At 62.8% G+C, this 13,675-nt stretch carries 11 protein-coding genes; 5 read left to right on the top strand and 6 right to left on the bottom strand.

Features of this window, described 5'->3' with window-relative positions; all coding sequences use genetic code 11:
• Nucleotides 1-21 precede the first annotated feature (21 nt).
• From JQ621_RS08915 to JQ621_RS08890, 6 genes are all read right to left on the bottom strand, one after another.
• The gene (locus JQ621_RS08915) at nt 22-1,518 is read right to left on the bottom strand and encodes a sugar ABC transporter ATP-binding protein (RefSeq protein WP_212234069.1); all 1,497 of its coding nucleotides are present in this window, start codon (nt 1,516-1,518) and stop codon (nt 22-24) included.
• Nucleotides 1,515-2,612 (bottom strand): SMP-30/gluconolactonase/LRE family protein, encoded by a 1,098-nt coding sequence (locus JQ621_RS08910; RefSeq protein WP_212234068.1) that lies wholly within the window; start codon nt 2,610-2,612, stop codon nt 1,515-1,517. Before JQ621_RS08910 ends, JQ621_RS08915 begins: the two co-directional genes overlap by 4 nt.
• The gene (locus JQ621_RS08905; protein WP_212234067.1) at nt 2,609-4,732 is read right to left on the bottom strand and encodes an ABC transporter permease; all 2,124 of its coding nucleotides are present in this window, start codon (nt 4,730-4,732) and stop codon (nt 2,609-2,611) included. Before JQ621_RS08905 ends, JQ621_RS08910 begins: the two co-directional genes overlap by 4 nt.
• 76 nt (nt 4,733-4,808) lie before the next feature.
• A complete protein-coding gene (locus tag JQ621_RS08900) occupies nt 4,809-5,825 on the bottom strand; it encodes a sugar ABC transporter substrate-binding protein (RefSeq protein WP_212234066.1) in 1,017 nt (338 codons plus the stop codon).
• A gap of 40 nt (nt 5,826-5,865) precedes the next feature.
• The gene (locus tag JQ621_RS08895; RefSeq protein ID WP_212234065.1) at nt 5,866-6,837 is read right to left on the bottom strand and encodes an ABC transporter permease; all 972 of its coding nucleotides are present in this window, start codon (nt 6,835-6,837) and stop codon (nt 5,866-5,868) included.
• A gap of 20 nt (nt 6,838-6,857) precedes the next feature.
• Nucleotides 6,858-7,610, bottom strand: coding sequence for a TetR/AcrR family transcriptional regulator (locus JQ621_RS08890; protein ID WP_212234064.1), 753 nt, complete (start codon nt 7,608-7,610; stop codon nt 6,858-6,860).
• Nucleotides 7,611-7,907: 297 nt separating this feature from the next.
• Here JQ621_RS08890 and JQ621_RS08885 point away from each other — a divergent pair, with 297 nt between their 5' ends.
• The 5 genes from JQ621_RS08885 (at nt 7,908) to JQ621_RS08865 (ending at nt 13,555) form a co-directional block, all read left to right on the top strand.
• Nucleotides 7,908-9,521 carry an acyl-CoA synthetase gene (locus tag JQ621_RS08885; protein WP_212234063.1) on the top strand — a complete coding sequence of 538 codons (1,614 nt, stop codon included), beginning with the start codon at nt 7,908-7,910 and terminating at the stop codon, nt 9,519-9,521.
• Between the two features lie 15 nt (nt 9,522-9,536).
• Entirely contained in the window at nt 9,537-10,544 is a 1,008-nt protein-coding gene (locus tag JQ621_RS08880; RefSeq protein WP_212234062.1) for a zinc-dependent alcohol dehydrogenase family protein, read from the top strand.
• A gap of 89 nt (nt 10,545-10,633) precedes the next feature.
• A complete protein-coding gene (locus JQ621_RS08875) occupies nt 10,634-11,437 on the top strand; it encodes an MBL fold metallo-hydrolase (protein ID WP_212234061.1) in 804 nt (267 codons plus the stop codon).
• A gap of 135 nt (nt 11,438-11,572) precedes the next feature.
• Nucleotides 11,573-12,592: an alpha/beta fold hydrolase gene (locus tag JQ621_RS08870; protein WP_212234060.1), complete on the top strand. Its 1,020-nt coding sequence runs from the start codon at nt 11,573-11,575 to the stop codon at nt 12,590-12,592.
• Nucleotides 12,593-12,607: 15 nt separating this feature from the next.
• Nucleotides 12,608-13,555 carry a fatty acid desaturase gene (locus tag JQ621_RS08865; RefSeq protein WP_212234059.1) on the top strand — a complete coding sequence of 316 codons (948 nt, stop codon included), beginning with the start codon at nt 12,608-12,610 and terminating at the stop codon, nt 13,553-13,555.
• The last annotated feature ends 120 nt before the right edge of the window (nt 13,556-13,675 follow it).

Genomic DNA, 13,675 nt, shown 5'->3' with positions numbered 1-13,675 from the left:
TCAACCCAATCTCATCGCGCTTTAGTGGATCGCCGCGTACATGATCTTCTCCTCCGTCGCCTCCAGCGCGGAAAACTCTTCAACGACCTTGCCCTGGCGCGAGACCAGGATTCGGTCGGACAGCGCCATGATTTCCGGCAGATAGGACGAGATCACCACGACCGCCTTGCCCTCGTCGGCGAGCCGATTGATCAGTTCGTGGATTTCGACGATGGCGCCGACGTCGACGCCGCGGGTCGGCTCGTCGAAGATGATCAGGTCGGGTTCCTGCACCAGCGACTTGGCGATGACGACTTTCTGCTGATTGCCGCCCGACAGCTCGACCACCTTGCCCTCGTTGCTGATGGCGCGAACCTTCAGCCGCTCGACCCAGGTCCTGCCGACAGCCTCCGTTTCCCGCCGCGACAACAGCATCCGGCCCCGCGGGAACTTCGATAGCAGGCCGAGATAGATGTTGCGCGCGATCGAGGATGTCTCGAAGAAGCCCTCGACCTTGCGATCCTCCGTGACATAGGCGATGCCGGCCTTAACCGCCGGTGCTGGCACCCGATAACGCACCGGCTGGTCGCGCAGCAGGATTTCGCCGCCGTGGAAGAAGTCGCGCTTGAGCACGCCGGCAACGATCTTGAACGTCTCGGTGCGGCCAGCGCCGACGAGGCCGAACACGCCGGTGATTTGGCCCGCGAATACCGACAACGAATTGTTCTTCACCATCGGCGCCATCTTCAGATTCTGCACCGTGAGCACCCGCTCGCCGGCCGGCCGCACGCTGCTCTTGCGCGCGCCATAGAGCGTGTTGGAGAGGTCGCGCCCAACCATCGCCTGCACGATCGCGGCACGGTCAAACCTGCCGACATCGTCGGTGACGACATGCTTGCCGTCGCGCAGCACCGTAATGCGGTCGGCGAGGAACAGCGCTTCTTCGAGCGCGTGCGAGATGAAGACGATCGAGACGCCGCGCTTCTTGAGGTCGCGAACGAGGTCGAAGAAGTATTTCTTTTCCTCGGGCGTGAGCGATGCGGTCGGCTCGTCGAAGATGATGACCTTGGCGCGGTGCAGCACCGCACGTGCGATCTCGACCATCTGCTTCTTGGCAGCTCCCAGGCCGCTGACGGTGGCTGTCGGTGTGACGTCGAAATTGAGCGATTGCAGAAACTGCTGCGCAGCGATGTAGATGCCGCGCAGGCGGTTGTAGAACTTCTCCTGCCCGAGAAACAAATTCTGCGCGACGGTCATGGTCGGCACCAGGCTGTTCTCCTGAAACACCATGGCGATGCCGAGATTACGTGCCTCAAGCGGCGTCTTCGGCGCGACTTCAGCGCCATCCACCGTCATGGTTCCCGAGGTCAATGTCACCACGCCCGCCATCACTTTGGTCAGGGTGGACTTGCCGGCACCGTTCTCGCCGACCAGTGCGTGGATCTCGCCACGGCGAAGGTCGAAGTCCACTCCGTCGATGGCGGGTACGCCGGCATAGAGCTTTGTCGCCTTGCGCAGCGAGAGTGCGATGTCGCTCATGTCCGAAACTCCTCGGCAAGGCCGGCAAGCGGCAGTCGCAGGACGCGGCCCGGTCCCTTGGCAATCAGGACGAGATCGCCGCCCAGCTCGACAGCCGCGACGACGCCGTGATTGATTCCGTCGACCCGGCTGTGCAGCGAATATAGCGGCTGGCCGTCGGCATCGAGACGGATGACGAGGCCATAGGAACGCGGCGGCGCCCACGGCTTGATGACGCCCATGGTCTTGATGTGCGCGCCCTGCATCGGCTCCTTGAACGAGCGCCCGGATCGCAGCCGAGGCGCAACCCAATAGGCTGGATCGATCTCGGCCATCATGCGGCGGCGGTAGCCGGGCTCGCGCAGCACGAACTCGACGAGCTGGGTTCGCGCGGTGAAGGCCGTGAGCCAATAGCCACCGCCCGAAGCCTTCGACAGCCGTGACGGATAGACGGGAAGATGAGCAAGCACGATCTTGGGCGATGCGCCGGGCGTGACGAGAACGAGGCGATGGCGCCAGCTCTCGCTGACCAGCATGGCGCTGCCATGGGCGCAGGCGCCGAAGGCATGCCCGAGCCCCGCGGCCAGGCGCGTCACGGTCTTGGCGCCGGGATCGAGCTTGAACACGCGGCCGCTGCGATTCAGCTCGAGCAAGTCGCGCGCCCAATCGTCGACGCCTGACGTCGCCGAGCCGTCCGTTGCAATAAGCGTATTGTCGTCCGCCAGCGCGAGCGCGTTGATGGCGTTGAACGCTGCATCGGTGAATGTCGCGCTCGGCTGCTCCGCCGAAGGGCTTGTGTATAGCCGAACCTCGCGCCCTCGAAGCGTGACGGCAAGGCCGCCGCCGGGAAGCGCACATAACGCAGATATCGGCTGCTCGAAGCTGCGTACCTGCGATGCCGTGGCGCCGTTCAGGCGCATCAGCCGCGGGCCATCGGCGATGAAAAGGTTGCTTCCATCGGTCGCGAGGTCTTCCGGCGCCTCGCATGTCAACAAGGTTTCAGCCGCTTCCAGCTTCTGGTTGGGCTTCAGCGCGCCGTCGAAGGACGGCACGGTGATGGTGGCGTCGCCCCGCCCGAGGAAACGATTGGTAAAGTCCCTGACGGCTGCAATCACGAGGCCTTCCCCCATCGCTTGTCATACTGGACGAAGTTCGGATCGGCCTTGTCGAGCTTGTAGCGGCCGATCCGGTTGTTGAGGATGCCGCCGAGATAGAGATAGCCGCGATGCTCGCGCATCGAAGTGATCATCGGGTGGTTCTCACCGTGCAGATCCCAGAGCGATTCGACGATCTTGCCCTGCTCGTTGAACTTGACCACGCAGCCGGTGTTGATGTTGGGGAAGAGCCATTCGTCGACCGGCACGCGCTTGGCCATGCGGCGGCGAAAGCCCGGCATCTTCCAGGCGAGGTCGAGCGCCGGGCTGCGCATGCCGACCAGGGCCAGCCAGTAATTGCCGTCGGAAGCGAGGTTGATGTTGTCGGGGTAACCCGGCAGATTATCCATGACGACCTCGACCGCGCCCTTCTTCGGGCCCGCAAACCAATAGCGCTTGATCGAGCAGCCAAAGGTTTCGGCGAACAGGATCGACTGGCCGTCACTGGCCACGCAGATGCCGTTGGGGAATTTCAGGCCGCGCAGCTCGGTGCGAGTCGTGCCGGTCTTTGTGTCGTAGGAGATGATGCGGCCGTTGCCGCGTGCCTCGAGGCCGTCGATCGGCCATTCGTCCATCTCGTAGCGGACTGTCGCCTCGGAGAAGAAGATCAGGCCGTCATCGGTGATGTCGAGGTCATCGGCGAGCCGCAGACGGCTGTCGTCGTTGACCGAGCGCATGCTGCGGTTAGTCTCGTCAGTTGCCTTCTCGACCGTGCCATCAGGCTTGATGCGATAGAGCCCCATGCCGCCGATACAGACATAGAGGTTGTCCTCGCGGTCGAAGGCCATGCCGAGCGGCTGGCCGCCGATATGAGCGAATACTTCCATCTTTTGATAGTCGGGCGCCAGGAAGCGCATGATGTCGCCGTGACGAGAGCCGGCGTAGAGATTGTCGTGGCGATCGAGGATGACGTCCTCCGGCGCCTCGATGCGGCCAAGGCCGATCGCCTCGACGTCGCGCAGCTTGTCGTTCTGCTCGAACGGCCCGCCCTGTCCGATCTCCGTCGGTGGCGGAGGCGGCAATTCGTGGTAGGTCGGCGCGACATAGACCTTGCTGATGATGCGGGTCCGGTTCTTCTGCCAGCGGATGTCCACCATGGCGGCGACGAGCAGGATACCGGCCAGCGCCATGCGATTGACGCCGCCGCGTGCGTTCATGGTGGTGAGGCCGTTGGTGATCAGGAGCACGATCAGCACGCCCACCGCCGATTTGGCGACTGAGCCCTTGCCGCCGCCGAGCGTGATGCCGCCGAGCACGGTCGCGGTCAGCACGATCACTTCCAATCCGACGCCGATATCGCCTCCGACGGTGCCGAGCCGCGAGGCGAAGAACAACGCGCCGACGCTGGTCAGTGCGCCGCTTGCGACATAGCACAACGCGATGGTGCGGCGAACCGGGATGCCCGAATTATACGCCGAACGCCGCGAACCGCCGATCGCGGTGATATGCCATCCCGGCCGCAGCCGGGTCATGAAGATGTGGCCGAAGATGGCGATGACGATATAGGCGAGCGCTACGGTCGGGATGCCCAGGACAGAGCCGGCGCCGATGAAATCCCATGACGGGATATCGGGGAAGGCGGAGGCGATCGCGTTGGAGTAACGCTGGATCAACAGATCGTAGGCCGAGCGGTAGATGATCAGCGTGATCAGCGTGGTGATGAAGGCGCGCAGCCGCAGATAACCGACAAGAATGCCGTTGATGGCCCCGAGCATCGCTCCACAAAGCAGCGTGGCGATCACGACCGCCGGAACCGGCCAGCCCGCGACGTCGAGGAGATAGAGGGCGCAAAAATCCGTCAGCGCGAAGATCGAGCCGACCGAAAGATCGATGCCGCCGACGATGACGACCAGCGCGAGCCCGAGCGCAATGAAGCCGATCTCTCCGGCCTGGCGTGCGGTGTCGGCGAGGCTCGCCGGCGACAGGAAATTGTCGATGGAGCGGCTGAACGCGAAGCCGACGATCAGGAGAAGGATGACCGGGATGGCTGTCTCGGTCCATCGCTTGGAGAGGATTTCACCGAGCAGATGATCAGGCCAGTAGCGGTAACGCAGGCTTGTGATTGTGTCGCGCATCAGCATTCCAACTCGGCAATAAAACGATTGAGAGCGAGGCCCCCGGGACGTTGATCCCGGGGACCACGAGCATCAGCGCGGACTATTTCTTCAGGTCGCTGAGATTCCAGCACGCCGTCTGGCTGTCGGCGTTTTCCTTGGTGATCGGAATCAGCGTCGTGTATTCCGAACCCTTGATCGAGCCTGGCTTGGCACCCGACGACAGCAGCCATTTGATCGTGCCCGCCATCTGTGCCGCCTGGGTCGGCACGTCGTAGCTCATGTTGAGATCGAATGCGCCGGACTTGACCAGCTCGCACGCGCCCTTGCGTTCGCCGCCACCCGATGTCGCCAGGAACACCTTGCCGGTGAGGCCAGCTTCCTTCACCGCGGCTGCGGTGCCGATGTCCATGCCATCCCAGAAGCCGACGATGCCGCACAGATCGGGATTCTGCTTCAGCACCGTTTGCGTGATCGCCTTGGCCTTGGCAGCATCCCAATCGGCAGCCTGGCTCGACACCACCTTGATCTCGGGATGCTTGGCGAGCACATTCTCGACGCCCTTGAGCGTATAGGCGCTTGCGGCGGCCGAGAGCGCCCCCTGGATGATTGCGATCTTGTTCGACTTGCCTTCACACGCTTTGACCACGCCTTCGGTCTGGCGTTCTCCGATCTCGACCCAGTTGGCCCCGACGAAGGCGGAACTGCGGTAGGCCGAACCCATATTGATCTGGATAACGAAGATTCCCTCGTTTTCGGCGCGCTGCAGCAGCTTGGCGTAGGTCTGCACGTCTGGATTATGCACGACCATCACCGCAGGCTTCTCCGAGATCAGCGAGGTCACGGCCTGGGCGCCGGCATTGGTGTTCCAGTTGGCGTCGCGGATCACGAATTTGACGCCGTATGGCTCGAGTTCCTTCTTGAGGCCGGCGTACCAGCCCTCGGTGAGGTCGAAATTCATCGCCACCGGAACATAAGCCACGGTCTTGCCGGCCAGTGCGTCCTTGAATGGCTTCTGGAACGGCTCGTCGAGGCCCTGCTGCGCGAGAGCCGGTCCGGTCAGTGCCGCGAGTGCCAGTGCGGCGAGGGTCGCTCTGGTCGGGTGGCCGAGTGTCTTCATAGCTTCCTCCTTGGTTGTCGTTGTCGTTCTTGTCGGTCGTTTAGATGTCGCCTTGCTGTGCCGTTTCCTCGTTGCGCGGATTCAGGAAGGAGTCCGTGATGACGGCGAGCAGCAGGACTACGCCTTTGATGAGGTTCTGCCCGGCGTAAGAAATGTCCATGATCGTCATGCCGTTGAGCATGGTGCCGATCAACAGCGTGCCGATGATGACGTTCAGCACGCCGCCACGGCCACCGGACAAACCGATACCGCCGAGGACGACTACCAGGATCACGTCGTAGATCAGAGTCGAGTTGAAAACTCGGGTCGGCATCGAATTGACCGATGCGGCCATCACGAGACCGGCGAAGCAGCCGATCAGCGCGGCGATCACATATTGCAGCACGATGATCGGGCGGGAAGGAATGCCGGTGACACGCGCAGCGTAGGGATTGTCGCCGATTGCATAGATATAGGCGCCCCAGCGGGTTTGGCGCAGCAGGAAGGCGACCACGATGCAGGCGATCGCAAACATCACGATCGAGGTGGGAATGCCGAAGATGGTGCCCTGTCCGAGCCGCTCGAAGCCGTCCATGCCTCGGCTCCATTGCACCACGTCGAGTTGGAACAGCACGGCTTGCCCGAGTCCGGCCAGCAACAGGCCTGTTGCGAGCGTCGCAAACAGCGAAGGCACCTCGGCATAGGCGATCAGCCAGCCGTTGACGAGGCCGAAGGCAATCGTGAGCAGCAGGGCGATTAGCAGCGAGAACGGCAGCGAGTGGCCGTTCTGCACCATCTGAAGCACCAGCCCGGGCGGCACCGCGAGGGCCGCGATCAGAGAGATGTCGATGCCGCGGCCGATCACGACGATCGCCATGGCGAGGCCGAGGATGCCGAGCACTGCCACGTTCTGAAGCAGCGTCAGCATGTTCTCCGTCGTCAGGAAACCGTTCAGGAAGATCGAGAACACAAGAAATAGCAGAGCGAAGACGGCGAAGACGATCTCTTGCTGATTAAACCGGAAACGCTTCATCGTCTGGTCTTTCCTGCGATCTACGGCTGCGCCATCTGCTTTGGTCTTGCCCGGGCTCCGGCGGGCGCACGTCCGCTGTTGCGGTTTCCGCGCGATATGGCGGCACTCACGAAACTGCCGACGCCATCAATGTATCCGTCGATCGATGTGCCGCGTTTGCGATACTTGGCGCGTTTGACGTACCAGTCCTGCAGAAGCGGCTTGATCAGCGACGCTGTGAGCCCGACATGATCGATCGTGAAGGCGCCGCTGGCGACGCCCTGACGGAGCACGTCGGCAATGATCCTCTCCGTGGTGGCTTCCATGTCGATGGCGCGCTGCCGTTCCGCCGGCGGGAAGGACTTGGCCTCCATGAAAGCGAACACGAACCAGGGCTGCATCGCCTCGCTCATGCGGATGTGGGTCGCGATGATCCATTCGAGGTGCCTGTGGGCGTCATTCCTGACTTCGTCGGGAGGCGCGGTCAGTACCTCGGTCGCCGTTGCCGCGACCTCACTGAGGATCATCGAGAGCAGCCTGGGCTTGCTGTCGATATAGGTGTAGAGGCCGCCCATGCTGAGGCCCGAGGCTTCCGCAAGCTGGCGCAGTGTGGTGGCGTGAAAACCCTGCTTGTTCGCGAGTGCGAGAGTGGCGCCGATGATGCGTGTCAGATTTGCGACGGCAATGCGCGGCTTCTGCACGCGGATAGAGGCGCGATGACGTTCCAGAATGCGCGTGCACAGCGCTTCCGTCGCGAACGCATTCGTCCAAGGTCGTCGGCGCGCGAGAGTCACGCTGCCTCCCCATATTTCTTCCCGGATGTTTTAGCGTTGTTGTTGATCCAGGCGTGGGCTTTGCGCCCTTGTCGTTATTCCTAGCGCAGAGAGTGGCAGTTCGGAAAGGGGGCGGATCAGAATTTTCCGAGAGAGCGCTCGCTCGTTTTTCCGTACGATGCAATGCACCTTGGCTGATTTGACCTGGCCAGTTGCGCCGAATACTCTTCTTGCAAACGCGAAAAGCGCGTAAACGCAAGAGCATGGCGGCGATCAAGGCTGGCATGTACGCGGATGAAAGATTGCCGGGGAGCGAACATGTCGGGCGATATCGGAGCCACCATCTCGAAAGCGCGCGAGCATTCCATCGGCGATCTCTTGCGCCGATCTGCGGGCCGCGAGCCGAACAAGCTGGCGGTGAGCTGCGGCAGCGTGAGCTGGACCTTCGCCGAGATGGACGCGATCTGTAACCGTCTCGGCCGCGGCCTGCTCGGCCTTGGCGCCAAGAAGGGCGATCGCCTCGCGGTGATGTCGCGGAATTCCCACGCCTTCGCCGCACTGCGCTTCGCGGTCGCGCGGATCGGCGCCGTGCTGGTGCCGATCAATTTCATGCTCAATCCGGATGAGATCAATTTCATCCTGAAAAGCTCCGGCGCCAAGCTGCTCGCGGCTGGCCCGGAATTCGTCGAGCCCGCCCGCGCCGCATCGGCCAAGGACTGCGCGGTCGAAAAGATGATCTGGCTGCCGGGCGAAGATCCCGCCACGGCGCCCGCGGGCCTTACGACGTTTGATGATCTCCTGCATGCGGACGGCTCGTTCCTGGAGGCCTCCGTCGACAGCCGCGATCTCGTGCAGATCGTCTACACCAGCGGCACGGAATCCCTGCCAAAGGGCGCGATGCTGACCCATGAAGCCGTGATGTGGCAATATGTCAGCTGTATCATCGACGGCGGCATGAGCGTCCACGACAAGTTCCTGCATGCGTTGCCGCTCTATCATTGCGCGCAGCTCGACGTGTTCCTGGGGCCGCAAGTGTATCTCGGCGCCTCCGGTGTCATTACCGGCAAGCCGACCGCCGACAACATTCTGGCGCTGATCGAGGCGCACGAGATCACCTCGTTCTTCGCACCTCCGACGATCTGGATCGCGATGCTGCGCTCGCCGAACTTTGACAAGACCAATCTGTCGACGTTGCAGAAGGGTTATTACGGCGCCTCGATCATGCCGGTGGAGGTGTTGCTCGAACTGCAGCGCCGCCTGCCCAATGTGAAATTCTGGAATTTCTACGGCCAGACCGAGATCGCGCCGCTTGCGACCGTGCTGCGGCCGGAAGATCAGTTGCGCAAGGCGGGATCGGCCGGCAAGCCCGTGCTCAATGTCGAGACGCGCGTGGTCAATGCCTCGATGGAGGATGTGAAGGTCGGCGAAGTCGGCGAAATCGTGCATCGCTCGCCGCATCTGCTGTCTGGCTATTACAACGATCCCGTGAAGACCGCGGCCGCGTTCACCGGCGGCTGGTTTCATTCCGGCGACCTTGCGACCGTCGATGACGAAGGCCACATCACCGTTGTCGATCGCGTCAAGGATATGATCAAGACCGGCGGCGAGAATGTCGCCAGCCGCGAGGTCGAGGAGATGGTCTACCGCATTCCCGCGGTCTCTGAGGTCGCCGTCGTCGGCCTGCCAGATCCGCGCTGGATCGAGGCCGTGACCGCGATCGTCGTGGTCAAGACTGGCGAGAAGCTGGACGAGGATACCGTTATCAAGCACTGCGCCGGTCAGATGGCGCATTTCAAGGTCCCCAAGCGCGTGATCTTCGTAGATAGCCTGCCGAAGAATCCGAGCGGCAAGCTGCTCAAGCGCGAGCTGCGCCAGCGCTTCGTCGGCGGCGAGACGCTCGACAAGGCGATCCAGAAGAATTTTGGCACCTGAGGCGGAGGGATCGCCATGAAAGCCTGGCAGGTCGCGCGCGACTGGTCGATCGAGGGGATGGAGCAGGTGGATGTGCCGGAGCCTGTACCCGGCCCCGGCCAGGTCGCGGTGCGGATCAAGGCAGCGTCGTTGAACTATCGCGATCTGCTGACGATCCAGGGCAAGGGCGGGGTCACCGGATTGCCGCTGATCCCGTTCTCGGATGGGGCGGGCGAAGTGGTCGGCGTAGGCGAGGGTGTTACCCGCGTCGCGTTGGGCGATCGCGTCTGTCCAATGTTCTTCCAGTCCTGGATCGACGGAAAAGTATCCGCGGCGGCTCGCCGCTATGCGCTCGGCGGTACGCGGCCGGGCGTGTTGCAGGAGGTGATGGTGCTCGATGCCGAAGGCGTCAGCCGGATTCCTTCGCAACTGTCATTTCCGGAAGCGGCGACGTTGCCCTGCGCCGGCCTCACGGCTTGGCGAGCGCTGTTCGAAGAAGCGAATGTGCAGCCTGGCGATACTGTGCTGGTACAGGGCACAGGCGGCGTTTCGATCTTCGCGCTGCAATTCGCAAAGCTCGCCGGCGCGAGCGTGATCGTGACGTCGTCGAGCGACGAGAAGCTCGAACGCGCCCGAGCGCTCGGCGCTGATCACACCATCAACTATCGCTCGGTGCAGGAGTGGGGCAAGGCCGCGGCGGAGTGGAGCGGTGGCGGCGTCGACCATATCGTCGAGGTCGGCGGCAAGGACACGTTCTCGCAATCGCTCGAGGCAGCGCGCGTCGGCGGCACTATACTGGTGATTGGCGTGCTCTCCGGCTTCTCGCAGCAGATCGCGATGCCGACCTTGTTCTCCAAGAATTTGCATGTCATCGGCCTCTCCGTCGGGAGCCGTCGGATGTTCGAGAGCATGACTGCCGCGATCGGGCGCAACGCCATGAAGCCGGTTATCGATCGGGTGTTCGGCTTCGACGCGGTGCCCGACGCGCTGCGGCTGATGCAGCGGGGCGGTCATTTCGGCAAGATCGTGGTGGAGTTTCCCTAAGGCGTCGGCCGCATCGCAGGGTTGCGTCGTGGCACTCGCAACGACGCGCTTGAGGCAATAGGGTGCCGTATCCCGCTACGGAGTCTCCCATGCCCCTCTGGACCTGCGAAACCTGCGGCGCGCAATTTCCGCATAGCGAGAAGCCGCCCCATTCGTGTCCGATCTGCGAGGACGAACGGCAATATGTGGGGTGGAACGGGCAAACCTTTCTCACCCGCGAGGCGTTAGCGGGCAAGCACCGTCTGAGCTGGCGTGACGATCTTGGTTTGACCGGCATCGCGCTCGAGCCGGGCTTTGCCATCGGTCAACGCGCGCTGCTGGTGCCGCTCGGCGATGGCTATTTGATGTGGGACTGCATTCCGCTCGCAACGCCGGAGGCGGTCGCACATGTCGGCTCGCTTGGAGGGCTGAAAGCGATCGCGATCTCGCATCCCCACTACTATGGTGCGCTCGCGGATTGGAGCGAAGCGTTCGGCGGCATTCCGGTATATCTGCACGCGGACGATCGCCAATGGGTGACGCGCCCGCACGCTTCGATCGTGCACTGGACAGGAGATAGCCATCGTTTCTCGGATGATGTGCGGCTGCTCCGCACTGGCGGCCATTTCGCCGGGGCCACCATGTTGCACGATGCGCATGGTGCCGATGGCAAGGGCGCGTTGCTCACCGGCGATATCGCGCAGGTGACGATGGACCGCCGCTTTGTCAGCTTCATGTACTCCTACCCGAACTACATGCCGCTCAATGCCGCGGCGGTACGGCGGATTGCTGCGGCGGTTGAGCCGCTCGCCTTCGACCGAATCTATGGTGCCTGGTGGGGCCGCAATGTTGCCTCGGGCGCCAAGGCCGCGTTCGCAGCATCGGTGGAGCGATACATCGCCGCGATCGCCTGAGCCGCGCGACCGCCAAAATCGCCGTTGTTTCTTCCTAATAAGTGTACTAGTAGTCCAGTTATTGATCGCGGCACGATCGATGCATCGTTGTCGCCGCGGGCGTTTTCTGCGGCCGCCTAAGCGGGAGTTGGACGCATGACCGGGCAGCGCGACTATGAGGTCTTCGAGGCTGGCGAGGTCACGCTTCAATCCGGCGCAGCGTTCCCTGCGATGAAGCTGGCCTACCAGACTTACGGCACGCTGAGTCCGGCGAAGGACAACGTCATCCTCTATCCGACCTCGTTCAGCGCACAGCATTTCGACACTGAATGGCTGATCGGGCCCGAAGGCGTGCTCGATCCCACGCGTTATTTCATCATCATCCCGAACCTGTTCGGCAATGGCCTGTCCTCCTCGCCATCGAACTCTGGCGATGCGCCATTCCCGGAGCTTAGCTATCACGACGCGATCGCCATCCAGCACCGGCTGCTCGTCGAGCGCTTCGGCATCACAAAGCTCGCGTTGGTCTACGGCTGGTCGATGGGCGGCATGCAGGCCTATCACTGGGCGGCACTGCACCCTGATATGGTCGAGCGTGTGGCGGTCGTTTGCGGCAGCGCGCGTTGCGCGCCATACAATTACGTGTTCCTCGAAAGTGTAAAGGCCGCACTGTCAGGCGACCCCGCCTTCCGCGACGGCCGCTTCGTTGAAAGACCGACCGCCGGCTATCGCGCCATGGGACGCGTCTATGCCGGCTGGGCGATGTCGCACGGTTTCTATCGTGACGAGCTCTGGCGCGAAGCCGGCTTTACCTCGCTGGAGGACTATCTCGCCCGCGCCTGGGACGGGGCTTTCGCCCGGCGCGACGCCAATGATCTGCTGGCGCAGGTCGGCATCTGGCAGCGCGGCGATATTAGCCGCTGCAAAGCGTTCGGCGACGATCTCGATCGCGCGCTGGCGGCGATCAAGGCGCATATCCTGCTGATGCCGGGCGCGACCGATCGCTATTTCGACGTCCGCGACAACGAGGACGAGCTCGGCAAGCTGACCAACGCGAAATCGGCGGCGCTGCATCCGATCCCGTCGCTGCACGGCCATCGCGCCGGCAACCCCGTCAACAATCCGCCCGACCACGCCTTCCTCAAGGCCGAGGTCGCGGCGCTTCTCGGCAAATAGTGCAGGTTCCCAGTCATGACTGACGCGACCGTTTCCGAGCATGGCCATCGCCTCAAGCCGCTGAGCCCGGCCTTGCTGCGCGAATTGTCCGCGCGCTCCAATCTCAGGGGCGCGGCGCAGAGCCTCGGTCACTACGGCCTGATCCTGCTGATGGGCGCGCTGATCTGGATGGTATCCTCACGCTACGGTGTGCTTTGGGCGGTGCCGCTGATGGTGATGCAGGGCTATCTCGTCGCCTTCCTCTTCATGGCGGTGCATGAGACCGCGCACAAGACGGCGTTCAGGAGCCGTGGCCTCAATCTCGCCGTCGGCTATCTCTCGGCCTTCATCATCGGATTGCCTTACGAATATTACTGCCTGTTTCACTGGGACCACCACCGCTATACCCAGGATCCGGCGAAAGACCCGGAGCTGATCGTCGGCGTGAAGCCCAAATCCGACACGCAGCTCGCCATCGCCTATAGCGGCCTGCTCCAGGTCGCCGGCCGTCTGCGGCTGATGCTAGGCCACGCCGTCACCGGCAAGGTCGTGGTGCCCTGGATCCCCGAGAACAAGCGCTCCGTGATCGTCGCAGAAGCGCGGGCCTATGTTGCGCTCTACGCGCCGATGTTCGCGCTTTCGCTGTGGTTTTCCTCGGCTCTTTTGCTGTGGGTCTGGATCGTGCCGCTGATGATCGGGCAGTTCTTCCTGCGGCCCTATCTCTATGCCGAGCACACCGGCTGCGATCGCACGCGCAGCGCTTTCCAGAACACCCGCACCACCTATACCGGCGCGATCGTCAAATGGATTGCGTGGAACATGCCCTACCACGTCGAGCATCACGCCTATCCTTCGATCCCGTTCCACGCATTGCCGAAGCTGAACGAGATCGTCGACGGCGAGATCGTCTATCGCGGTCGTGGCTACATCAGAACGACGCGCGAGACCTGGGCCTGGTTTCGCCGGGATCTGGAGGCGCGTTAACGGGCCATGCCCCCCTTTGCAATGGTCCGTCTGCGGTCCCCGTATCGGCGCGGGTCATTGCGCGCGTGGGCTGCACATTTTCGATAGGCAGCTTTACATTACGCTAAGCGCGAAATGCTG

It is taken from the genome of Bradyrhizobium manausense, assembly GCF_018129685.1.
GTDB classification, from domain to species: domain Bacteria; phylum Pseudomonadota; class Alphaproteobacteria; order Rhizobiales; family Xanthobacteraceae; genus Bradyrhizobium; species Bradyrhizobium manausense_D.
The sequence above is the reverse complement of the archived record's forward strand: the minus strand, read 5'-3'. Positions and strand labels throughout refer to the sequence as shown.